Genomic DNA, 22,305 nt, shown 5'->3' on the forward strand with positions numbered 1-22,305 from the left:
ATATTCCTCCCTATTTCATTGTGAACGTTCACTTCTTCATATGTGTTCCGCCAGAGTCTACTGTCATACGCAAACCCGGTTTACCCGACTGTTTCACATCACTTACACGGACTGCCCAAGCCGCTCCCAGGAGTACAATCCCTGTAAATAGAAAAATAAACGGAATGCCGATCCATCCACCAAGAAAACCGCCGATTAACGGTCCCAGCACAATGCCGAACTGACTCGCGGTCTGACTCAGACTGACAGCCCTCCCACGAAAATCGTGATCAGCATACTTGATGATGAGCGCATTGAGCGCCGGATAAACCGCGGCAAAGAACAGACCATAGACAAATCGCAGGCTGCCAAAATAAATCAGATTCGTTGCTGTCATCTGCAGCAGACTGCCAATTCCACCACCAATCAGTCCAATAAACAGTGTTTTCTCGTATCCGATCCTGCCACCAATCTTCCCCCAACGCGGCCCCATAATAACCGTTGCCACACCAATGGCTGAGAAGACGATACCAGCACTAAGTGTTGCACTGCCGATATCTCCGCCAATCTGTACGACATAGAGCGTCAGCACCGGTTCGATAATGAGCACTGACGTTGAAACCAGCAAAATCAAACCGTAGATTCGCATCAACCCGGGAGTAGAAGCGGCTCTCTTCAAATCCCCCATGATCCTTGTTGGAACCACCGTACGAGTTAGCCGTGACTCCTTAACACCCAGAACCATCAAAGCCGCAAGCAACGTAATCACAGCCGATGCAATGAAGCATCCCCTCAGTCCAATCCAGTGACTTAATACCCCTCCGGCAAGAGGACCCAGTATTCCGCCCGCAGCGCTGGCCGTGGAGATCACGCCAAGTGCATAACCCACATGTTTCTCCGGAGTATTGGTGCCGATCAGTGTAATTGAGGCGGGATGAAAACCAGCCATGAGTCCCTGAAAGACCCTTACCGCGATAAACGTATACGGATCGTAAACAAAGAAATTAGCCAGATGCGCAATGCCTAGCCCAACGCCTGAACGCACCAGCATCAATTTGCTTCCATATCGATCAGCCAGCGATCCCCAGAAGGGTGCGCATAATCCACTGATCAGAAAGCTGATGGAGATGGAGATACCGGACCAGGCTTCCAGACCGGTATCGATCCCGAGATCATTTTGCAGGAATAGAGGAAAGAACGGAACGGATAGCGAGTACGCCATATGATTGAAAAACAGACCGAACCACAGAATATACAGATTTCGTTTCCATTGTGGCATCTTGGCTTCTCCATACTATATAATTCCTATATAAAAAGTAGGTTATTACCCATATTAGGGTACGACCACTGGAAAGTATAATAGAAAAGTTCAATAGACCCATTCAAGAATTAAATGAATGGGTCTATTATATCCAATCGCTGTTATCCCCAGATTTTTTTGATTCCCTTTTCTCAAGGGTATAATCCGCTGATAAGCCTATGCTTACGACGTAGCTTTCTTTCAGAAAGCTTTCAGGCGAACGCTTCGCTTTTCCAGGTTTTTTCTGCCCTCTCCGTTTCTGTGTAAAAGAATAGTTCAACTTATATAGATGTACAGTAAAAATTACTACACTTGGACCGACATAAACACATCGACCTCATCTTCACTGTCCAATATAAATCCAAATCGTTCATACAATCGGCGAGCAGGACTTCCCTGCAACACATTTAAAATAACACGTTTCCCCTGAATTTGATCCTTTTCCAGCAGCAATTTTAGTACCTGAGTTCCTATTTTCTGTCCCTGATAATCGGGATGTATGTAGAAATGTTCCAATAGATATGCCTCAGACTTGGGCTTCAATGCTACACAACCCAACATTGATCCTCCAAGTTCAATAATCTGTGTCTGGGCAGGGTCGAATGTATTCCGGAAACGTTCACGTACCTTCACATCATCGTACCTTCCCAGTCTGGTTAGATCATCGTACAGTACCAAGGCTCGCAAATCAGCGAGTTGCTCTTGGTCTGCCTGTACAGCTTGACGCATTGTTATTGGATTCATTTGTTGAATTCCTTTCCAGTGGAGACACGTTAATTTTTGAATGTCTTATCGCACTATAGAACACTAAAAATCATACCTTTGGCAGCTCACTTGAGCAACATCGGATTTTAGAACGTACTATTTTTTTTCAAACCTATTGAACTCCAAAAAAATAAAAAAGCCCAAAAAGGACGGTGCAGTCTTGCTTATACCAATAAGCGAACCCGCAGCCATCCCTTCTGGGATGTAGATTATTTAAGAGAACTACGAAACATGTGAAGCTTGTGCTGCATGTTGCAAGGCTTCCAGACCCAATGCTAGCGCACCACATAGGCCTGCATGCTGGCCCAATCCGGGCTGCACAATATATTGATCGATATGTTGCGTGATTGGGGCTGCATTCACATAACCATTGAGATTCCGCACTACCTGCTCCCGGATCATAGGAAACAGATGATCTTGCTGCATCACACCACCACCCAGGATGATCTTCTGCGGCGAATGAAGCAAGATGACCGTAGTAATCGACTCCGCAATATAAAAGGATTCGATCTCCCACGCCGGATGATCCGCCGGCAGTTCACTGCCAGGGATCTGCCAGCGAGCTTCAATGGCTGGACCTGCTGCCATTCCCTCCAGGCAATCGCCATGATATGGGCATAATCCATTAAAATGATCGTCTCGATGGCGTCTTGTCCGAATATGTCCACCCTCGGGATGTAACAATCCGTGGACGCGTTGGCCCCCTGCCACGAGTCCGACACCAACGCCTGTGCCAATCGTGTAATACACACAGTTGTCCAGTCCTTGCGCTGCTCCCCACGTCACTTCACCGAGCGCGGCAGCATTCACATCCGTATCCCATCCAAAGGGAACCGGAAATTCATGCTTCAAGGTTCCAATGACATTACAATTTCCCCACCCAGGCTTAGGCGTGGTCGTAATATAGCCATACGTGGGACTATCCGCTTGCAGATCAATCGGACCAAAAGAGCCTATCCCGATTGCTTCCACGTCTTTATCCTTGAAATAGTCGATAACCTTGGCAAGTGTTGTCTCCGGATGTTCTGTTGGAAAACTGATCCGATCTTCAATCTGTCCATGCTCATTGCCTACACCGCATACAAACTTTGTTCCGCCCGCTTCTATAGCTCCAATGCGCATCATTCTGGGCTCCTTTCCTTCATTCAATTAACCTTTAGCCTTGGTTGATGATATCTCATAGATATGAAGTGAAGAGAAGACCAGATCAGTATTTTCCGCATGAGCAGAGATGCCTTGGCAATCCGCATCCGGATAGATCAGATCCGTAATAACGGCCTGACCATCATTTGCAAATACCTCCACAGATGAATGATCTACGAAGATACGCAACCGTTGATTCCCATTCACCTCTTTTAACCCAGCTGTATGACGGCTCAGGAAAAGTTTATGAAAATGGCCGATGCCCGATCGACTACGATCAACATACACTTCACTTCGGATCGAATCTACACCAACGACCGTCTCATGATCTGCACCGCTTCTTAGTGCAAAATGGAACGACTGATCCTGAGCCCACTCTGCATGGATCTCATAGTTCACTAGTTGCAAAGCGTGCAACTGCTCACTCACTTGCTGAATTGAAGCATCCTGTAGGGACAATACTGGCTTACGGGCTTGCTCAAGTTCACGTGCAGGACGTTGAATCAATATAACTTCTCCCGCTCTTGTCTCCAGTGTCAACTCCCGGGCAATGGTCATCGCTCCACGGTAATTATTGGTTGGCGTCTGGTTGGCATACATCCAGTTGCTCATCCAGCCGATCATGAGGCGTCTTCCATCTTCCTCAGGAACGTCAGACCAACTAACTCCTGCGTAGTTATCCCGACCATAATCAATCCAGCGAACCGTATGGGATGCCTCGTCTGGGACAAATGTAGTTCCATCAAAATCTCCGGTAAAATATTGTGTTCTGGAGCCTTCAATAAAAGCAGGATCTGCACCGATGCTAACAAGCATCACCCATTTCTCCTGCCCTGAATCTCCATCCACTGCAAGGGGGAACAGGTCGGGGCATTCCCACACGCCATCGTGTGAACCAATCCCGGCGCCGAATTCACTACCTAGCGTCCAATCCTTCAGATTGGGAGAACGATACAGACATACCGTCTGACCACAAGCGATAATCATAATCCACTCTTTGGTCTGCTCATGCCAGAACACTTTGGGATCACGGAAATCGACAAAGGACTCATGCTTTAATACCGGATTACCCTCGTATTTAGTCCAAGTTCTGCCGCTGTCTTTGCTATACGCCAGGCTCTGGGTTTGTATGGCATCTTGGTTTTTAACTTCAAGATGATGGGTGAAAATAGCAACCAATCCTGGCTCACCCTCAAAGAATCCGGTCGTGTTATTCCAATCCACTACGGCACTTCCCGAGAATATAGTGCCATTCTCATCGGGGAGTAAAGCTATCGGAAGTTCCTCCCAGGAGATCAGGTCCCTGCTCACTGCATGGCCCCAGTGCATGGGGCCCCATGTGGTTCCATGTGGGTGATGCTGATAGAACAAGTGATACTCCCCATTGAAAAACACCATGCCGTTTGGGTCGTTCATCCACTTCTCTTTCGGTGAGAAATGGTATTCATTTCTGTAATCTTGTTTAAGAATTGTCGACATTATGGTTTCTCCTCCGTACTTTTCTTTATTTGTTGTTACGGTCATATCCCGCTTGTTTAATCTGCAGCCATTCTTGCAATCCAAGGCGATCCAACTCTTTCAAGTAAGCATCCCATTCCTGATCTATTTTCCCGTTCTGATACCATTCTGTACGCAGACGTAACACGTAGGCGAAGAGATCGGTCTCAATCGTGGACAATCGATCCAGTTCATCAATGGAGAAGAACACACTTGGATATACGTTCTCCGCTTTCATATGCGGAACCATAACCTTGTCGAGAAGTTCCATCCGCCAAGCCGCATCTTCCGGTTTGGTTGTGTATTTGTCATAATAACTGTCGAGAATGGCCAATGGTCCTGCAATACTGGTTTTTTGTCTGAGTTCCACGGGTGCAGATCCTTCCAGTGGAAGATGCTTCAGCATCCCTTTGGCTTCATCGAATTCAAAGATATTTTGCTGACTCTCGTCTCCATAGGTACCCCAGTTGTTCTGCACAGATTGGAGCGGATCGTACAATTGGTCTACCCACTTGGCTGTGGATTCGAGGTTTTTATTGCTGCTGGTAATGACCATGCGACCACGATCAAGTCCTATTCCGTTTGTTCTTGTGACATTGACCTCTCCGTTAGGCCCGGCAACCGGAGGCAGAACATCATACGTATCATTCATGCCTGTAATGTTAGCCTTATCCCATGTGAAGTACATGCCGTACTTGTTATCCTTGCCTTTCGCCAGGTACGTGTTCCAATCCTGTTGGTACGATTCGACATCCACGAGGCCTTCCTTAACCAGCTCATGAATGTATTTAACCGCTTCCTTGTAACCTTCATCAGCTGCCGTGAAGACCACTTTCCCATCATTGGTTACCACGGTATGATCCCAGTTCTCTCCGAGTCCAAATGCCGCAAAGAGAAATGTCAGATCTTCTCCGCCCGGTTTGTTAATGAAAGATAACGGAATTTCGTCGGCCTTACCGTTGCCGTTTGGATCTTGAGTTTTGAACGCGATCAATACTTCTTTCAGTTCTTCGGTTGTCGTTGGCATCTTCAGTCCAAGCTTGTTCAACCATTCCACATTAATCCAGGGCAAGTTATCCACTGACTGAATCCGTTGTTTGCCACTTCCGAGTTCTTCAATCCATGGGAATGAATAGATATGTCCGTCTGGAGCCGTGATCATGCTCTTGTATTCGGGAGCTTCCTCCAGCACCTTTTTCAGATTGGGCATGTGTTGTTCAATCATGTCCTCTAGTGGAATGATCGCCCCGTCCTTCGCCAGTTTCAGGAGATCATAATCCCCGTAACCTGCATCAAAAATGGCATCCGGCAAATCACCGCTGGCGACCGCCAGATTTCTTTTTTCCGCAAACACATCACTCGTATAGTTCTTCCAGTTGATATGCACATTGGTTTTCTCTTCGAGTCGTTTGTTAATCAGCTTGTCGTTCGGATCAGCAGGAGCCAGCGGAGAGCTCTGTGTTATAAAATTCAATGTCACCTTGCCATCAGGGGATTGCGCCTCACTTGCCGCGCCGCCTCCACCTCCGCCACAAGCGGTTAGAAAGAGCATTGCAGATAACATGGAAATGGACGCCGTTGTAACGGCTTTTCTGGACTTGTTTACTTTTTTCATAATAATGACCTCCATGTGTTGGATTGGATCAACTTACTGTATCGCAGGCTGTTCACTATTTGAGGGAACCGACCATGACACCTTTTTCGAAATACTTCTGGAAGAACGGATACATGATGATGAGTGGCAGACTCGAAATGACAATCGCTGAGTATTTAATCATCTCGGAGAGCCGTTTCAGTTCCGCCATCGCGAGCTGATCACTGATCATGCCCGGTGCAGCCTGATTCTGAATCAGAATGGAACGCAGAACGAGCTGTAACGGATGCAGGTTCGGATTATCGAGATAGATCATTGCATCAAAATAGGAATTCCATTGCCCAACGAACGCATAGAGTGCAAGTACAAAAATGATCGGTTTCGACAACGGAATGACGATCTGGAAGAAAATCTTCATCTCAGAAGCGCCATCCACGTTAGCAGCTTCTTTCAGTTCTCGAGGGACTCCTTTGAAAAAGGTTCTGGAGAGAATGATGTTCCAGACGTTAACCGCTCCAGGGATGATGATCGCCCACACCGTATCAAGCATGCCGAGATTACGTATGAGTAGATACGTAGGGATTAATCCCCCACCGAAGAACATCGTAATGATAAAGATAATCATAAAAAATCCACGTCCCGCGAGTCTATCATCCGACAATGCATAACCTGCAAATATGGATACGGTCACGGTGATCAGTGCAAAAGAAACCGAGTACAATACCGCATTTGCAAACCCCCGGATCATGGCTGGATTGGACAAAATCATCTGATATCCGTCCAGACTCCAGTCCGATACATTAAAGGACAGTCCACGATTCAGTAGCACCGTGGGGTCCATGAATGAGGCGATAACAATATAAATCAGGGGAACAACCACAACCAGTACAGCACAGGTGAGAAAGATGGCATTGAGTGTGAGGATCAACCGATCCATTCCCGTGTGTTTAACAACCATGGATAATACTCCTTTCCTAATAGAGGCCTTCGCCTTCATTCAATTTCTTCACAATCAGATTCACCGTCACCAGCAAAATCACATTGATAACCGAGTTGAACAATCCAACTGCCGCTGAATAAGCATAATCTCCAGACTGTAACCCCACCTTGTAGACATATGTGGCAATAATCTCGGAGGACGGCAGGTTCATGGACGTCTGCATCAGATAGGCCTTCTCAAATCCAATGGACATAATCCCGCCAGCTGCAAGAATAAAGACGATGGCCATAATCGGACGAATCGTTGGAAGATCAATGTGGCGAATACGCTGAAGGAGATTGGCTCCATCCAGATTAGCCGCATTGTGAAGCTCTGGATCAACATTGGCCAAAGCCGCGACGTATATGATGGAAGCCCAACCCGCTCCAGTCCAGATATCGGACAAAATGTAGATCCAGCGGAAATATTCCGGTTCAGACATGAACATGATTGGCTGACCTGTAATCCATGTGGCTAATTGATTAATTGGCCCTGTCGGTGAGAGGAAGATAAATAGCATACCCACAACAACGACAACCGAGATGAAATTGGGTGCGTATAGAAACAATTGGATATTTTTCTTGATGCCAGCTTTGCGTACCTGATTCAGCATGAGTGCCAGTAAAATGGGCACCGGGAAACTGAATATTAATCCCAAAAAGCTGAGTTTAAGCGTATTCATTAAAATGATATCGAAATTGGGTGAAGCTATAAATTTCTCAAAATGCTTCAGGCCTACCCAATCACTACCCATGATGCCTTTGATCGGACTGAAATCCTTAAACGCAATGATGGCTCCGTACATCGGAATGTACTTGAAGATAAGAGTCAAAATTAAGGCAGGTGCAAGCAACATATATAAAAAGTAATTTTTTTTGAGCTGCTGCAACCTGTGACCGCTTGTCGTCCTCACTTTCAGTACCCTTCCTTCGCCCTTTTTGCTGTCGGCTATGTTATCCAACACGATACCCCCGTTCATTCTAGAAGTTGACAATTGTTTTCAGTAAGGGCTTTCAATATTTACAATTGCCTATTTAATAATTTACAATTTATCAGGTTTCAACGGATTTAGTCAATACGTTTTGTAAAAAAATATTTGTGCATTTGATCATTTCATCTTTGCATTAATGTAACTAAAGAGGATTGAATTTGCATGTATACAGCACTGGATCGTTAATACCAGCCTAGATATTTCTATATCATTACTGTAATAGATCATCATTGTTACACTAGTTAACGAAACTTCTGGAACAATTATGAAAATAGAATTCACCTATCTAAATGTAAATGTAATTGTGCATTTGTAAAACAGAGATTGCTATTTGTCCCGTTCTATTATACATTTGACTTAGAGAAGAATATGGATGACTATTGATGATTAGAGGTGAAGCATTAGATGGCAAAGGAAAAAGTCACGATACAAGACATCGCTGATGCTTTGGGGATCTCCAGGAATACAGCTTCCAAAGCATTAAATGATAGCGGAAACATCCCGGATGAGACCCGAAATCGTGTAATTAAAAAAGCAATTGAACTTAAATATAAACAGTTTGCCTATATGGACAATGAGCATGTTCTAAGCAAGGCTCCGGGCAATATCGCCCTGTTAACTGAAAACCTGCCTAATACATCTCACTTTGGTTCGTTGTTAATCAGCGGTCTGGAGAAAAGAATCAGTGCGGAGGGATACAATCTCTCGATTCATATCGTGCGTGAAGACGATCAAGATACACTTACACTTCCCAACAATTTTGATATAGCCAAAGTAGACGGCATTATTTGCATTGAATTATTTGATCTGGAATATACACAGCTGATTACCGATCTGGGCATCCCCACCATCTTTATCGATTGCGCTTCCAACATATGTTATCCCGAATTCCAAGCAGATTTGCTACTCATGGAGAATGAACATAGCATCTACCAGTTAACCACAAAATTAATTGAGAGCGGCTACACAAGTATTGGATTCGTTGGAGATTACAATCACTGCAAGAGCTTTAATGAACGATGGGTTGGATATCACCGTGCTATGCTGGAGGCGGGGTTGCAGGTCGACCTGTCCCATTGCATCCTGGACAATGATCGCCTGTGTTTCTCCAAGCCAGGATGGTTGAACCAGCGAGTGGCCGAGCTGGCATCCCTACCTTCTGCTTACGTATGCGCTAATGACTTTATAGCAGTTGATCTGATCAGGGCGTTAAAAGATAGAAATGTCGCTGTGCCACAGGATATTGTGATATGCGGATTCGATAATGCACCCCAATCTCGAATTATTGAGCCAGCATTAACGACGGTTCATATTTATAGCAATGAGATGGGCATTAAGGCTGCGGAGATGCTGTTATCCCGGATTAATAGCCCGACACAGCCGTATCAGGTCTCACACATTGTGACCAAACCCATCATCAGGGAGTCCACACCAGCAATTATGGCCGATCATTCTCAGATGGTTCATAGTTCTGCAAAATAAAATAAACGTATGTCTCACGAGTAACAGCTCGTGAAGCATACGTTTTTTGGTGGTTTCGATTGGGTTGGATGAAAACTCTATCTTATCCATCGCGGCCTAGAAAAAAAATCATCTCGCGATTAGATCTCTTTCAAGATGCCTTTTACAAGTCCGATAAAGGTTGTTTTCACTTGCGCAGCCACTTCAATAACTTCATCATGACTTAACGGCTGATCCAGAATACCACAGGCCATATTGGTCAGACAGGAAATGCCTAGTACCTTCATACCGCCATGAATGGCAACAATGGCTTCAGGTACCGTCGACATCCCCACTGCATCCGCACCCATCGTACGAATCATGCGAATCTCTGCTGGTGTCTCATATGCCGGGCCACTCCACCATGCATAGACACCTTGTTGCAGGCCAACATTCTGTTCTTCTGCAACCTTAAGGGCAATGCTGCGCAGTTCGCGATTGTATACCTGTGATACGTCTGGGAAACGAACACCCAGTTCGGCATTATTCGGTCCCATCAACGGGTTATTGCCTACCAGGTTAATATGATCTGTAATGAGCATCAGTTGACCCGGCTCAAAGCTTGTGTTGATGGCTCCGCAGGCATTGGTGATAAGCAATTGCTCGACACCCAGCGCCTTCATGATCCGAACGGGGAAAGTCACTTCGTCTAGTGTAAAACCTTCATAATAATGAAGGCGGCCTTTCATCGCTACAACCGTTTTGCCCATCAGTTCACCAATAACCAATTCATTGGCATGACCAATAGCCTCCGATTGGGCGAAATACGGAATTTCTGTATACGGAATAACGGTCGCATTTTCAATCTCGTCCGCGAGCGCTCCCAGTCCGGAACCCAGGATCATGCCTACGGCAGGTTTGGTATGGATTCGGTTTAATATGTAATCTCTTGCTTCCTGAATATGTGCGGATTGATGCATAATGATATCCTCCTGATGATCTGAATTGAGTAACGAAAACTGAGTTAATGAGGTGTTACTCATCAAGTGTAATGAACAATGGTCTTGATGTAAATGGAAGCTGTTCTATATCCAATAAAAAAACGACCCTGTGTTCCAGAATCGTTTAAAAACATGGACATGTCCTAATCCAATGTATATTTGTTTCTACTTTTCATGTAATCAATTGTCATGATCAGCAACAGCATCAATGTAGCAAACATCAGCGGTTTGGCAAAAGTACCTTTTTCAAAAATATAATAACTAAATGTAAAATTTCCGGCAAAAGTAATTAAATAGTTTCGGATGTAATCCATCTTCTCATCTCATTTCAGGAAAGAATTTGGTTCACTATTTCTTCAACCCTATCATAAACTTCCATTTAAATCCATATTTTTATCATCCATACAAATCAACGCCTTAATCATGCACGAGATAGCCCTACTGTACAATCTATATGGAGTACAGCAAAAAACCGGCCACATCGTGACCGATTCTCTCCACTTCCCTGATGTTCAGGACATAGGGTTAATGATACGCCAAAATGATTCCTTAGGCTGCAACTGCTGATCAAAAACAAAGGGCCAGTTTTTGCGTCCGCGTACCGGGAAATGGTCTAACCAGGTATAATTGTCCGCTACTCCCCAGAACGTCACAGAGGTAATGGATGATTTATACTCACGGAACAAATTAAAGATTTCTTCATATCGACGCTCCTGTAGCTCAGCCATCTCCGAAGTTGGCGCAGTGAGGTCCGTTCGACGATCCTCATGACGAAACACGGACATATCCAGCTCCGTAACATGCAACTGCACATCCAGTGAAGCATAACGCTCAATAGCCATTCGGATCTCCTCAATCGAAGGACCATGAATATTCCAATGCCCCTGCAACCCAATCCCGTGTACAGGCGCTCCCTTGTCAAGCAAAGACCGAACCAGATTGTAGATCTTCTCCCGTTTGACCGGATCCGTCTCATTGTAGTCATTATAGAAAAGAAGGGCATTTGGATCAGCTTCATGAGCCATACTGAACGCTTGCAGCAAATAATCTTCCCCCACCAGCTCTAACCACTTCGTGTCCCGCATGAACAGGTCGGTCTTATCTTCAACAGCTTCATTGACGACATCCCACGCATATATTTGCCCCTTATACCGACCTACTACCGTATCAATATGTTGCTTCAAGCGAGATAATAATAGCTCTTTGGAAGCAGAAGCACCTGAGTTATCCTCAAAGACCCATTTCGATGTTTGATTATGCCAGACCAAGGTATGTCCGCGAACCGCAATCCCTTGGGCAACAGCAAAATCAACAATTTTATCCGCCGCCTCAAAATTATAACGATCCTCTTCCGGGTGAATTTCTTCAAATTTCATCTGATTTTCAGCCGTGATGCTATTGAAATGTTTGGCGATGAAATCCCCTTCGGACTGCAACATTCTGGTATGTACAGCAGCACCTATTTTGAACGTATTGGCATAAGCAGCATGTAGTGATGGAATTTCGGTTGGCATTTACAATTCCTCCCTGCCATTTTTTATCCATCATATCGTTTGTTGAATACGCTTACAATGAACAAATTATACTTCTTCCCCCTCATATTTAACTATTTATGATCCTCGGCCCTGTTCGCACAACAAAAACACCTCCACGTATGTTCCACTGCTCATCGCAACAGAACATTTCTCGGAAGGTGTTTTGTGATCGGATTTTCAGTTAAATTCAACTCATGTACCAAAGAGGGTATGAAGCGTTACAGCTTGTCCACCTGTAACAAGGTCACCTGTTTCACTGTGCATGCCGGGTTAATTTGCTCCTCGGACAGAATGTTCAGCTTGATGAGGCTTTTCAGCTTATGGTTGTCTACCTTGGATAACAATCGCCAGATGTCCGGGTCTGGAAGAGAAGCATACAGCTTCTGATCATCGTATTCCTTCCGGTTCTGAAGCACTGTTTTCACGGTGTAACCACCAACCTGCGTCTCATACACCCCTTGTTCTACACAATACGCGACAATCTCATCTCGTAGTACAGACAGCTTCTGCTCAATATCTTTTTGCTGCTGCTTCAGGTCAAAGTAAGTTTGTACTTTCTGCTCCATATCGATCACGCTCCCTACTATCATAGGTATGCGAGGATCGCTAGTTTAGGACTGGCTGTTTATTTTAATTAAAGAAAGTGGTCTTTCTATTACTTAATCGTATACTGTCTTCTTGTGTATCCCCGTATTACGATTGCAGCAGGTGTTCATTCAAATATGGATTATGGACAGCCATACTGTGAACCCTTTCCATTACATCTGGCCCCATGGGTACATCCCCAACGCGCTTTAACAGAATCCAGCGAAGACAAGCTATTGCTCCAAAAATCTGTTCCTCTTCCAGCGTGTACGTATAACTGGCAGAACGTGCAAATTGAGCGTGATACATCTCGCCGTAACTTTCCCCATTATAGATGGTGATCAGAAACACAGACCATGCCATATCGTATCTTGGATCGCCGTATTGCCCATTGGTCCAATCGATAATGGTGTAATAGTCGTCCATCTCAAGAATATTTCCCAGATTATAATCGCCATGAATCAAATGGTCCTGTCTGATCTGAACAAGCTGGATCAAGTTTACTAGAAGATCATGAATATCTTTATGTAATTCAATTTGAGGAAAAAAGTATTCAACAAAATTATATCTGGATATGTATTCTCCATCTTCTCCAGCTCCCACTTCATTCACAGGATAACGATGGACCTCCATTAATCGCTCAGCCAAATGTGTCAGTTTGGTTTGTGTTAATTGGGTAACGGGCTTTCCATCACAGCTCGTTAACAGCACTTGATTATCTTGCTCGTCTAATCCCCAACCGTAGGGTTTGGAAACACGAATTCCACTTTGATAAAGCTTGGACAATAATCGATATTGTCTGGCGATATCCGGTTTGGAATCCTTGTCCCAGACTTTCAATACGTACCGCTGATCTTCCGTTTCAATTCTCATCACACTGGCTTCCAGTCCAGGTGGCAAGGAAATGATCTGATACTCCTGTTCAATCACCTGCTGGATACGTTCATCCAGTTCTATCCAATTCATCTGGCTAAGTTGTATTGTCATCGTTTCCCCTTCTTCCGTGTTATGAACGCCTCTCCTGGTTAGTCAGGTATAATCAGGCCTTTGCCAATGACATTGGCGGATACCGGCTGCTTGCCCAATTCTCTCGCCCATACGGATAACTGTCCCATATGGTGAATCTCATGGGCGATCACATGTCGCATAACTTCTCCCCATGAATCTGTACTGGCCTTGCTGGCTGAGCGATGATCGATATAAGCTCTTTTTTCCATACTCGAATCCCAGGCTGTAACAAATGCCTCCACATCAGGACGTAACTTGCGATCCAATCGCCTTACCGCCTCAAGATTCTGGTATTTTGCAAAATCTTCTGCATCATCCGGTTTGCCCTGAAGCAACTGAAGCCAGCTCCACTCTACATCAATGATATGAAATAATGTTTCTAATATGTTGCCTACTCCGCCTGTGCGAGGCCGAATCAATTCTTCAAGCGATACATCTTCACACCACGCATACCATTGCTCACGTACCATCCAGTTATAACGAAAGAATGTTTCCATTGGTATATTCCCCTTTATCAGCATATTTTTCAGAGAGATTTGATCAATTCTGTATTGGCAAAGGTATCCTCCGAATGTTCAAAATCACCATAAATTCTACTAATCTGATTGAATCCGGATTTGATCCAGAAGCGTAATGCAGGCCAATTTTTCAGCGCTACGTTGATTCGAATTTCCTTGTAACCAAGTTCGGAAAATTGACGAGTCAACGCCTGAATTAATTCTTGTCCATATCCCTGCTTCTGGATCTCGCTCTGGATATATAAAAATTCGAGATAGATTGAATCCTCGGAGGGATACCCATGGTACACACTTAACAAACCAATATAGCGGTCATCCTCATTCGTGCGAATGGATTGAATTCGATAATTCTCCAGCCTGCCTCCTGGCGGAAGGTGGCCTTCTTCAAAACATTCTTTCACATAGTTCCGATCATGCTCTTGTCCATCCCATTGATGCAAGTACCGACTGGTCTCATATATGGACTCAAGTTCAGGAATATCAGATTCTTCCACATTCGAGACAATAAGTCGGTCTGACTTCCATTCTACTGGAAGTTGTTTCATCGTAATCACTCCATCTTTATATTCTATATAAAGTTGCACTATTGAATATTTACACTTACCACTCCGATGACAGAACAACCTTCCGATCGCTGTTATCCCCAGATTTTTTTGATTCCTTTTATAAAGTTAAAATCCGGGGATAAAGGCGAACACTCCGCTTCTTCAGGTCCTTTCTGTCCTCTCCGTTTTGTGTAAATATTCAGTTCAATTTATTTAGTTAATTTCTTTTTTATATACAAGATTACATGAATTCCTGCATAAATAAACAGGACATTGAACAAATATAGAAGTACATTTAAATAGATACCAGATATAAACCAGATTGTTCCCTCTGAATTAGCATAATGATAATCCGTAAAGAATCGGATCGGGAAACCATACTCTGTTCGAAGCGGTCCATCTTCAGTATGTAAAGTTCCAGGAATACATAGCATGGCTAATACAGCAAGCCAGGCTGATAGATTCATTATTCTTTTGTTAATCGTCAATACCTCTTCCCCCTAATCCTCCGGATCTTTTCCAAAGTACGTTCCCTTCAACTTTTGATCCAAAAAGTCTCTTAAGTCCTTTTGATCAAGTATATATTTCGAATCTCTATTAAATCTGCTTTTTGTGGATACAATAATCTGTTTCCGATTGTATTGAATTGTAACTTCAGCGTTATGCTTTAATCTCAAAGCAATTCCTGCACTAATACTTCCTGTGACATCATCTACTGGTATTTTGGCCGATTCCGGGGCTGCATTCAGCCAGCCGACTATACGGCTAATGTCTTCTTTACTTAACGTAACATTATCAATACTAACGTGTCCTCCACCGTCGCCTGTCCTGGTGTACACGACTATGCTCATCTCTGTGCTTATCACTTGATTTCTCGAAATCGGCTTATTTGGATCAGGGTTACTCGTGATTAGAAAATACAAAAACATGATTGCCGCACCTATGAAAAACCAGAATCGCCTACGTTTTCCTAGCATTACAGCGCATTCTTCGTATCCACCACGTTGGCAAACAGTCTCAGTACCGTATTGTGATGTTCAATAATCTGCTCCGCTTGAAGCGTCTTTGAATTCCATGTGCTGTGCGCATCTTGAACCAGATTGACCGTGTATCCCAGACTGTAGGCTCTGCGGCAAGTCGTGTCTACACATACCTCGGTCTGCATTCCCGCGAGTATCAACTCCGTCACGCCGTTTTCTTGCAATTTCAGATGCAGATTGGTTTCGTGAAATTAATCCGGTTTCTCTTTTTCGATCACAAGGTCACCAGCACTAGGTGTAATGGACGGATGAATGACCCATCCCGGAGTTCCTCGTTCCAGTGGACTGCCTGCCCCTTCGCAGTGCTGGATATATATGATGGAATGCCCTGCTTCACGGGCCCTGGCAATTAACACCTGGATCTTCTGAAGCAATCGTTCCCCCTGATATACGGGATCTGCTTCATCAAACATCGCTACCTGTACGTCAATGATGAGAAGTGCACAATGCGTTGTCATTTTGCTTTCCTCCTGACAAATCAATTTAATTCAACTCTTTTTTCTTCGTACCTTTAACAAAACTTCCAATCCCATATCAATCAGTACAAATAGGATAGCGGCAAGAACGCCAAATAAGGTCAGAACTAACGTCTCTTTGAAATCCAAGATTGCTTCTCCTGCGCCCATGACCAGATAATAGATGTACATGCCTAAAACTCCAGCACATGCATAGCCTAATATCCTCGTACTTAGATACAACACATGATTAGAGAATTGTATTCGGCTGAGCAGGTAGTCCAGCAATATCGATAAAGGTAGCCCGATCAACAGGATCAAGGGAGTCGCGTATACCAGATAAATAAGAATATAAAAATCAAAACTGTAGGATTCATTCATCGATATGAGACTTGCAGCCAAAGTAAAACAAATGATGGTTAGAACGGTTGTCATCAGCTTTCTTCCCATGTTCATCTCATCACTCCAATACAGTTATCTCTATTCATTGGATGTGCTCATGCGTCAGATTTTGCCGGTTGCCATCCGATATCTTGAGACCAACGATGCGCTCTCTGTAATATGCTCCACACCATTGGTCCTTTTCCTTCAACATATTTGGGACGCTGATCTTTATACAGTGACATAAGTCTGTGCTTTTCTTCTGCATAGTTCAAACAATCTTCTGGATGCTCCCTTAAATAGTCTCTGAACAGCAAGGTCATCTGCTCGGAGAAACTGCCTGCCTGTCTAACGTGTATATGTATCCTTCTGCTTCCGGGCACTTCCCGAAAGTAACGTTTAGTCTTATCTGGATTTTCTGCTCTGAATACAAATCCGACGGTTTCGATCTCACGTTTGTAGTCCAACAGATTCTCATAATTAGAAACAGATATTTGTATATCTATGATAGGTTTGGCGTCTATTCCAACAATTGAAGTGGACCCAACATGGTCAATCCGCACGGCCTTTTCTCCTAACGCTTCTCTTAATTTCGAACCCGTTTCGAGAAACAAATCACGCCATGCCGGATCATACTTTGCAATTCTCCATTGATCCTCCATACAACTCCTCCTTGTTATCTAATCAAGCTATATAATTAAATAACACGTTCTTTTAACCTTTTGTTACATGTAGATTATTTAGTGATGCCATATTGATATCATGCAAAATCATCATTGTTTATCCCTAGTTCTATTTGTTTTTGGGATTCAATCATGTATTCGTACACATCATCAATTTCTGTTATCCCTTTAATATTCTCTTTTAACAGTTCAATAATTAAATTATAATCACTCTCTCTCATCCTTATATCTTCCATATAGTTATCGTTATAGTCATTCATAAAATCTAATTTGTTCTTATAAAATCGAAATCTCTCCAAAACATATACTTCCTTAAGATTAATAAATAATGCTACAAAATCCTTAAAGTTTCTGGCAACTAAAGTTACTTGATTACCAAACGCCGTAGGTTGGATAAAGATAACCGGAGCTTCTTCCAAATCACTAATGGATCTGTTAAATGTGAAAAAAGCAAAATGGTCACCATCTGCCCCTGTTCTTCCAAATATGATGGCATCATCTGGCGTACAATAGTATCTATCATCATCATTGTTAAAACTAATATAAAACCCCACATAGTCATGAAGGGTCGCATCATGTTGTTTACGTAGTTCCTTATCTATTCGAACGATGCCTTCTAAGGATTCTGGCATTTTATAATGTACCTTCACGTTTGCATACCTCTCTTCTATTCGCATTTATTAATTTATCTATATTTTGACACAAATCAAAAAAAAGAGAAGGACCATTAGGTCCTCCCCTTCACTTCTTAATGATATTCACATTTGAAATTTGTAAACTCAGCTGAAGCATCTTGCCCGCTCGCGTATAACCCAATAAGTACACCTGTAAAACCTCCTGCCACCTCCGAAGAAAGGTATCTCGTCTGTGCCGTGCCCAGCAGAATCTCTTCACCATCTGTTTGAATCAGGAAACTGTAGCGTTCCTGACTTGAGCGGATCACCAGCGTTGCATGCTGTTTATTTCCCAGATCCACTTCATGTTCTATCGATTTGATATCACCGATATTTAGACGCTCGACCACCTTATAACCGTCCTGCTCCTGACGAATAGCCACTTCATAATGATGATTCTCATCCATGTAGATCGTGATGCCGGCTTCTCCAATCGTCAGACTAATATCAACTGAAATTGTTGCATTAAAGTCTTTTTGACGTAGCCCGATGAACGTCGGGGATGCCGGAACGTCCAGCGTTACATCGGTTCCTGTTAGCGTAAGCTTGTCTGATTCGAGCTGGTAATGCTCTGTATTTGGATGACGAAGATAACACCAGTCGAGGTTCCAGTCTGTATTTTCAAACGTATAATTCTTCTTATCCTGCTGGATCACCGTATCCGGGATACGATTGGTCTCAAAACTCGTCAGTGTTGTGCCTTCATGCCCGGCTGTAAACCATCCGTCTTCACCAAACGTAATTGGAGTCAGAAATACTTCTCGGCCCAGATGATGGTATGTAGCCCATCTGCCAATCTGTCGGAATCCCAGGTGAAAGAGCCACCAGTTCCCCCGATCATCCTGAACCACATCACCATGCCCTACTCCCTGGAGCTCATATCCGCCCAGATTACGGTTGGTTAGAACTGGATTTTTCGCATAGGCCTCGAACGGTCCTGAAGACGAAGTTCCCCGGGCATACGTTACCATGTGACCATACTCGGTGCCGCCTTCGGCTGCAAGCAGGTAGTAGTAACCGTTCATTTTATAGAGATGCGGACTTTCCAGATATCGTCCACCTGTTCCGTTCCATATCGAACGACTCGGGGTCAGTTTGCGGCCAGTTTCAATTTCAAGCTCACACTGAACAATTCCGCCAATGCCTTCATCATCCACCCCGTTACTCATAAACAAGGTTTTTCCATCTTCAAAATACAAATCGGGATCAATCCCGCCTTGATCCACATAAATAGGCTCAGACCATTCTCCGTAGATATCGTCCGTCCAGACATAGAAATTCTGATGCGTCGTATCATTCGTTGTGACCATATAAAAACGCCCGTTATTGTGCCTGATGGTTGGGGCAAATACACCCCCGGAGCTATTCACCGTCTCGAGCTGAATCTGGCTTTTACGAGTCAGGCAGTGACCAATCTGCTTCCAATTCAGCAAATCCTTGCTTTCAAAGAGCGGTACGCCCGGAAAATATTGAAAAGAACTACACACCATATAGTAGGTATCGTACACCTTAATCACACTAGGGTCTGGATAAAAACCTTTCACAACAGGGTTATTGTATTTCATTACTCCACTCCATCTCTTATTATAAAATTCACATATATAAGAATTCAACTTGGTAACAACTACAAAAATTAAACACCATCGGGCATTAACTTGCAATGAATCTGGATTGCATCTTGGAGTTAATTTCATTAAATTAATATATATGTGATTTTAGAAGATTGAGGGTAGGGAGTTGTAGAGATGATCAAAGCAAATGGGGAGCCCCAGTTCCTTCCTTTATATGAGGCGCTGGCAAGCGAAGTCAGATGGAGAATCATGGATATGATTGCAGATCGCGAAATGAATGTGAAGGATATTGCGGCAGCCCTAGAGCTTAGCCCCTCCATTGTCACGATGCATATTCGCAAACTGGAGGATGCGGGTCTAATTGGGAGCAGACGAGTTCGGATAAACGGAGGGACGCACAAATTATGTTACCTCAAGCAAAATCAGATTGAGATCGAGCTGCCATCCCCAAGCCAAACTTCACGAACCAGAGAACAGACGATAGCCGTGGGACACTACACTGCTTTTGATATTCACCCTACCTGTGGGCTAGGAACACTTGAGAAAGAAATCGGCGTATGGGACGATCCACGTTACTTCCTTGATCCTGAACGTGTTCACGCCGCTATCTTGTGGTTTGGGAAGGGCTATGTTGAATATAAAACACCTAACTTTGTACTACCGGATCAGACAACTGATGCTATTGAAATTTCGATGGAACTGGCGTCTGAAGCTCCGGGATTGCGAGATCATTGGCCTTCGGATATTCGTTTCACCTTCAATGGCATTTCACTTGGAACGTGGACAAGCCCTGCCGACTTTGGCAGAGCAGCACGCGGCAAATATACGCCGGAATGGTGGCATCGCAATGTGAATCAGTATGGATTATTGAAGACCATCCGCATTGATGCCTCCGGTACGTATATGGATGGTGAGCGGATGTCAGACGTTACTCTCGCGGATATTAAGCTTAGCGAACCGTTCTGGACGCTTCGCTTCACAGTTGACGAGGAAAGCCCCAACGTAGGGGGATTAACGATCTATGGTGCCGGTTTTGGTAACCATGATCAGGATATTGTTATTCGTGTATTGAGTTAATTCGGCTCACTGCACAGGAATCCATCCCTTTCCTGACCTGCAGGAGAGGGATACATCGGAAATGCTGTTCCTCAGCTAATTTTGAAGCACAAGCCTAATCAATCTTTACCCTCGTTCTTTCAACAGGTCCTTAATTTCCCTTAATTCTGATAATATTTCTTTGGTGTGCTGGCTATTTTTTGAGTTATCTATTCCAACTTTCACAACATAAATACCGAGGAACAGATACACCACCAACATAATGATCATTCCCATGTACATCTCTCCTTTCCAAATCAGAACACGTTCTACGAACGTTCACTGTCCCCTATATCCTCTCTCTCCAACTGATTTCCATGGCCTTCAAAATAAAGGGCAACCTTCATTGTGATTCCTCCTCAGGAATATACATCGTCTGAATCTCCTGCACACCCGGAATAAAGCCCAGATTCAGATACACGGACTCCGCATCATTTCCTTGCATCACATACAATCGTAGAACGGGATACTCACCCTTAAGCGCATTCAATGCTCTCTGTAACATCAGTGTAGCCAGCCCTCTTCCTCTATAGGCCGGCCGAACCCCTATGCTGTATACGGCAGCCTGATTATCCTGCAGACAAAGACGACAGTTGGCAATAAGCTGCCCCGTTTCCTTATCGTATAAAAGTGTAGATGCCTGAGTTAGAATCTCATTCGTATAATTAGGGTCATCATTTGGAATAAAATCTGCGTACGTGGTATGTTTTCTTCGTGTAGCTTCAAGACTTCCTGCAAAACTCTCCAGGTCACATTGAGCAATCTCATCTTCATTCGCATATTTTCTATTTCCGGTTTCACTTTCAATAATCTCTGGACTCTTCACGGTTACCCTGCTGTCCCACTCGATCTCAAAATGATCTGTAGGCCGCTGCATCCAGCGACATCTGAACTCCACTGGCCAGAATCCAGCTCTTGCATATAGATCGACTTGGTCTGGAAGAATCTCAAAGGTCAGAATACGTTTGCTGCGATCCGACCACTGTAATAATTTATGCTTCAGAAGCTTCAATACCTCAAAGCACTGCTGGAATGGCGGGACAAAAAATAAATGATACATCCGGTTAGGCTCCATTCTCACGCCACCTATTTTGCTTTCACCTTTGTAAATCCAGTACGCACTGATCTTGGAAGAACTGAACTCTTCTTCTCTGAAAAATCCGACATAACGCATATCATAATAAACCGTGCAATATAATCCCCATTCGGCAAAATCAGCTTTGCGAATCGAATATTCATCCGACAGATCATATTGAAGAATATCTGTAGACCACTCAGTTAACCCCATACGTCATTCCTCCTTAATTCTAATTAAATGAAAAACAATCAAATCATTTTTCTATACGCCACCCCGTGAACATGAATTAACACCTGCTGTGCTTCCATACGTTCGAAGAAATCCAACATGTCCTTAAACGGATTCTCGAAATACGAAGACTACCAAGGAAAACCTCTAATGTCTGCCCTGTTTCTGTATTCTTGAACATACAGTGCTCGCCGTGAACATCAAAATACCAATTTCCCGT

At 43.9% G+C, this 22,305-nt stretch carries 24 protein-coding genes and 1 pseudogene; 2 read left to right on the top strand and 23 right to left on the bottom strand.

Translation table 11 applies throughout. From position 1 onward, the window contains the following. Positions 1 to 28 precede the first annotated feature (28 nt). The 7 genes from ACE04G_RS01490 to ACE04G_RS01520 form a co-directional block, all read right to left on the bottom strand. Positions 29 to 1,258: an MFS transporter gene (locus tag ACE04G_RS01490; protein WP_221824626.1), complete on the bottom strand. Its 1,230-nt coding sequence runs from the start codon at positions 1,256 to 1,258 to the stop codon at positions 29 to 31. A gap of 327 nt (positions 1,259 to 1,585) precedes the next feature. Beyond that, a complete protein-coding gene (locus ACE04G_RS01495) occupies positions 1,586 to 2,023 on the bottom strand; it encodes a GNAT family N-acetyltransferase (protein ID WP_339305342.1) in 438 nt (145 codons plus the stop codon). A gap of 243 nt (positions 2,024 to 2,266) precedes the next feature. Further along, positions 2,267 to 3,166, bottom strand: coding sequence for an ROK family protein (locus ACE04G_RS01500; protein ID WP_221824786.1), 900 nt, complete (start codon positions 3,164 to 3,166; stop codon positions 2,267 to 2,269). Between the two features lie 27 nt (positions 3,167 to 3,193). Then, positions 3,194 to 4,666 (bottom strand): glycoside hydrolase family 32 protein, encoded by a 1,473-nt coding sequence (locus tag ACE04G_RS01505; RefSeq protein WP_339305344.1) that lies wholly within the window; start codon positions 4,664 to 4,666, stop codon positions 3,194 to 3,196. Between the two features lie 25 nt (positions 4,667 to 4,691). Further along, a complete protein-coding gene (locus ACE04G_RS01510) occupies positions 4,692 to 6,299 on the bottom strand; it encodes an ABC transporter substrate-binding protein (RefSeq protein WP_143760332.1) in 1,608 nt (535 codons plus the stop codon). A 55-nt stretch (positions 6,300 to 6,354) separates the two neighbouring features. Beyond that, complete coding sequence (locus tag ACE04G_RS01515) at positions 6,355 to 7,236, bottom strand: carbohydrate ABC transporter permease (protein ID WP_036617174.1); 882 nt, start codon at positions 7,234 to 7,236, stop codon at positions 6,355 to 6,357. A 16-nt stretch (positions 7,237 to 7,252) separates the two neighbouring features. Further along, positions 7,253 to 8,113: an ABC transporter permease gene (locus ACE04G_RS01520; protein WP_223200008.1), complete on the bottom strand. Its 861-nt coding sequence runs from the start codon at positions 8,111 to 8,113 to the stop codon at positions 7,253 to 7,255. Between the two features lie 540 nt (positions 8,114 to 8,653). On the opposite strand from ACE04G_RS01520, the gene ACE04G_RS01525 reads away from it, so the two are divergent. Next, positions 8,654 to 9,730 carry a LacI family DNA-binding transcriptional regulator gene (locus ACE04G_RS01525; protein ID WP_339305346.1) on the top strand — a complete coding sequence of 359 codons (1,077 nt, stop codon included), beginning with the start codon at positions 8,654 to 8,656 and terminating at the stop codon, positions 9,728 to 9,730. A 119-nt stretch (positions 9,731 to 9,849) separates the two neighbouring features. Here the strand turns inward: ACE04G_RS01525 and ACE04G_RS01530 are convergent, their stop codons facing one another. From ACE04G_RS01530 to ACE04G_RS01595, 14 genes and pseudogenes are all read right to left on the bottom strand, one after another. Then, on the bottom strand, positions 9,850 to 10,668 hold the full coding sequence (locus tag ACE04G_RS01530; RefSeq protein ID WP_062835781.1) for a purine-nucleoside phosphorylase: 819 nt from the start codon (positions 10,666 to 10,668) through the stop codon (positions 9,850 to 9,852). Positions 10,669 to 10,832: 164 nt separating this feature from the next. Further along, complete coding sequence (locus ACE04G_RS01535; RefSeq protein ID WP_339305348.1) at positions 10,833 to 11,003, bottom strand: hypothetical protein; 171 nt, start codon at positions 11,001 to 11,003, stop codon at positions 10,833 to 10,835. Between the two features lie 198 nt (positions 11,004 to 11,201). Next, positions 11,202 to 12,203: an endo-1,4-beta-xylanase gene (locus ACE04G_RS01540; protein ID WP_339305350.1), complete on the bottom strand. Its 1,002-nt coding sequence runs from the start codon at positions 12,201 to 12,203 to the stop codon at positions 11,202 to 11,204. 239 nt (positions 12,204 to 12,442) lie between these two features. Continuing rightward, positions 12,443 to 12,790, bottom strand: coding sequence for a hypothetical protein (locus ACE04G_RS01545; RefSeq protein ID WP_339305352.1), 348 nt, complete (start codon positions 12,788 to 12,790; stop codon positions 12,443 to 12,445). A gap of 127 nt (positions 12,791 to 12,917) precedes the next feature. Next, on the bottom strand, positions 12,918 to 13,796 hold the full coding sequence (locus ACE04G_RS01550; protein ID WP_221824641.1) for an aminoglycoside phosphotransferase family protein: 879 nt from the start codon (positions 13,794 to 13,796) through the stop codon (positions 12,918 to 12,920). Positions 13,797 to 13,834: 38 nt separating this feature from the next. Beyond that, positions 13,835 to 14,314 (bottom strand): DinB family protein, encoded by a 480-nt coding sequence (locus ACE04G_RS01555; RefSeq protein ID WP_339305355.1) that lies wholly within the window; start codon positions 14,312 to 14,314, stop codon positions 13,835 to 13,837. Positions 14,315 to 14,343: 29 nt separating this feature from the next. Next, entirely contained in the window at positions 14,344 to 14,880 is a 537-nt protein-coding gene (locus ACE04G_RS01560; RefSeq protein WP_339305357.1) for a GNAT family N-acetyltransferase, read from the bottom strand. 209 nt (positions 14,881 to 15,089) lie between these two features. Next, the gene (locus tag ACE04G_RS01565) at positions 15,090 to 15,368 is read right to left on the bottom strand and encodes a hypothetical protein (protein WP_339305359.1); all 279 of its coding nucleotides are present in this window, start codon (positions 15,366 to 15,368) and stop codon (positions 15,090 to 15,092) included. A 12-nt stretch (positions 15,369 to 15,380) separates the two neighbouring features. After that, entirely contained in the window at positions 15,381 to 15,809 is a 429-nt protein-coding gene (locus ACE04G_RS01570; protein WP_339305361.1) for a hypothetical protein, read from the bottom strand. 47 nt (positions 15,810 to 15,856) lie between these two features. Continuing rightward, a pseudogene (locus ACE04G_RS01575) lies at positions 15,857 to 16,378 on the bottom strand (cysteine hydrolase family protein). 30 nt (positions 16,379 to 16,408) lie between these two features. After that, entirely contained in the window at positions 16,409 to 16,831 is a 423-nt protein-coding gene (locus ACE04G_RS01580; RefSeq protein WP_339178638.1) for a hypothetical protein, read from the bottom strand. 41 nt (positions 16,832 to 16,872) lie between these two features. Beyond that, on the bottom strand, positions 16,873 to 17,418 hold the full coding sequence (locus ACE04G_RS01585) for a GrpB family protein (RefSeq protein ID WP_339305365.1): 546 nt from the start codon (positions 17,416 to 17,418) through the stop codon (positions 16,873 to 16,875). 98 nt (positions 17,419 to 17,516) lie between these two features. After that, the gene (locus ACE04G_RS01590; protein ID WP_339305367.1) at positions 17,517 to 18,089 is read right to left on the bottom strand and encodes a hypothetical protein; all 573 of its coding nucleotides are present in this window, start codon (positions 18,087 to 18,089) and stop codon (positions 17,517 to 17,519) included. Positions 18,090 to 18,187: 98 nt separating this feature from the next. Beyond that, a complete protein-coding gene (locus ACE04G_RS01595) occupies positions 18,188 to 19,678 on the bottom strand; it encodes a glycoside hydrolase family 43 protein (RefSeq protein ID WP_339305369.1) in 1,491 nt (496 codons plus the stop codon). Positions 19,679 to 19,858: 180 nt separating this feature from the next. Here ACE04G_RS01595 and ACE04G_RS01600 point away from each other — a divergent pair, with 180 nt between their 5' ends. Then, positions 19,859 to 20,761, top strand: a complete 903-nt coding sequence (locus tag ACE04G_RS01600) for an ArsR/SmtB family transcription factor (RefSeq protein WP_221824657.1) — start codon at positions 19,859 to 19,861, stop codon at positions 20,759 to 20,761. Between the two features lie 105 nt (positions 20,762 to 20,866). On the opposite strand, the gene ACE04G_RS01605 is transcribed toward ACE04G_RS01600, so the two are convergent. Together ACE04G_RS01605 and ACE04G_RS01610 are read right to left on the bottom strand one after the other, a co-directional pair. Continuing rightward, a complete protein-coding gene (locus tag ACE04G_RS01605) occupies positions 20,867 to 21,016 on the bottom strand; it encodes a hypothetical protein (RefSeq protein ID WP_165790026.1) in 150 nt (49 codons plus the stop codon). Between the two features lie 106 nt (positions 21,017 to 21,122). Continuing rightward, positions 21,123 to 22,067 (bottom strand): GNAT family N-acetyltransferase, encoded by a 945-nt coding sequence (locus ACE04G_RS01610; protein WP_221824658.1) that lies wholly within the window; start codon positions 22,065 to 22,067, stop codon positions 21,123 to 21,125. Between the last annotated feature and the right edge of the window lie 238 nt (positions 22,068 to 22,305).

Source organism: Paenibacillus sp. AGC31 (genome assembly GCF_057334655.1).

Coding starts and splice junctions, on each gene's coding strand:
- ACE04G_RS01570 (WP_339305361.1), bottom strand. CDS start 15,809: ATGTTTTTGTATTTTCTAATCACGAGTAACCCTGATCCAAATAAGCCG.
- ACE04G_RS01500 (WP_221824786.1), bottom strand. CDS start 3,166: ATGCGCATTGGAGCTATAGAAGCGGGCGGAACAAAGTTTGTATGCGGT.
- ACE04G_RS01545 (WP_339305352.1), bottom strand. CDS start 12,790: ATGGAGCAGAAAGTACAAACTTACTTTGACCTGAAGCAGCAGCAAAAA.
- ACE04G_RS01505 (WP_339305344.1), bottom strand. CDS start 4,666: ATGTCGACAATTCTTAAACAAGATTACAGAAATGAATACCATTTCTCA.
- ACE04G_RS01525 (WP_339305346.1), top strand. CDS start 8,654: ATGGCAAAGGAAAAAGTCACGATACAAGACATCGCTGATGCTTTGGGG.
- ACE04G_RS01510 (WP_143760332.1), bottom strand. CDS start 6,299: ATGAAAAAAGTAAACAAGTCCAGAAAAGCCGTTACAACGGCGTCCATT.
- ACE04G_RS01560 (WP_339305357.1), bottom strand. CDS start 14,880: ATGAAACAACTTCCAGTAGAATGGAAGTCAGACCGACTTATTGTCTCG.
- ACE04G_RS01585 (WP_339305365.1), bottom strand. CDS start 17,418: ATGGAGGATCAATGGAGAATTGCAAAGTATGATCCGGCATGGCGTGAT.
- ACE04G_RS01530 (WP_062835781.1), bottom strand. CDS start 10,668: ATGCATCAATCCGCACATATTCAGGAAGCAAGAGATTACATATTAAAC.
- ACE04G_RS01600 (WP_221824657.1), top strand. CDS start 19,859: ATGATCAAAGCAAATGGGGAGCCCCAGTTCCTTCCTTTATATGAGGCG.
- ACE04G_RS01605 (WP_165790026.1), bottom strand. CDS start 21,016: ATGGGAATGATCATTATGTTGGTGGTGTATCTGTTCCTCGGTATTTAT.
- ACE04G_RS01595 (WP_339305369.1), bottom strand. CDS start 19,678: ATGAAATACAATAACCCTGTTGTGAAAGGTTTTTATCCAGACCCTAGT.
- ACE04G_RS01535 (WP_339305348.1), bottom strand. CDS start 11,003: ATGGATTACATCCGAAACTATTTAATTACTTTTGCCGGAAATTTTACA.
- ACE04G_RS01550 (WP_221824641.1), bottom strand. CDS start 13,796: ATGACAATACAACTTAGCCAGATGAATTGGATAGAACTGGATGAACGT.
- ACE04G_RS01520 (WP_223200008.1), bottom strand. CDS start 8,113: ATGTTGCTTGCACCTGCCTTAATTTTGACTCTTATCTTCAAGTACATT.
- ACE04G_RS01610 (WP_221824658.1), bottom strand. CDS start 22,067: ATGGGGTTAACTGAGTGGTCTACAGATATTCTTCAATATGATCTGTCG.
- ACE04G_RS01580 (WP_339178638.1), bottom strand. CDS start 16,831: ATGAACATGGGAAGAAAGCTGATGACAACCGTTCTAACCATCATTTGT.
- ACE04G_RS01495 (WP_339305342.1), bottom strand. CDS start 2,023: ATGAATCCAATAACAATGCGTCAAGCTGTACAGGCAGACCAAGAGCAA.
- ACE04G_RS01555 (WP_339305355.1), bottom strand. CDS start 14,314: ATGGAAACATTCTTTCGTTATAACTGGATGGTACGTGAGCAATGGTAT.
- ACE04G_RS01490 (WP_221824626.1), bottom strand. CDS start 1,258: ATGCCACAATGGAAACGAAATCTGTATATTCTGTGGTTCGGTCTGTTT.
- ACE04G_RS01515 (WP_036617174.1), bottom strand. CDS start 7,236: ATGGTTGTTAAACACACGGGAATGGATCGGTTGATCCTCACACTCAAT.
- ACE04G_RS01540 (WP_339305350.1), bottom strand. CDS start 12,203: ATGCCAACCGAAATTCCATCACTACATGCTGCTTATGCCAATACGTTC.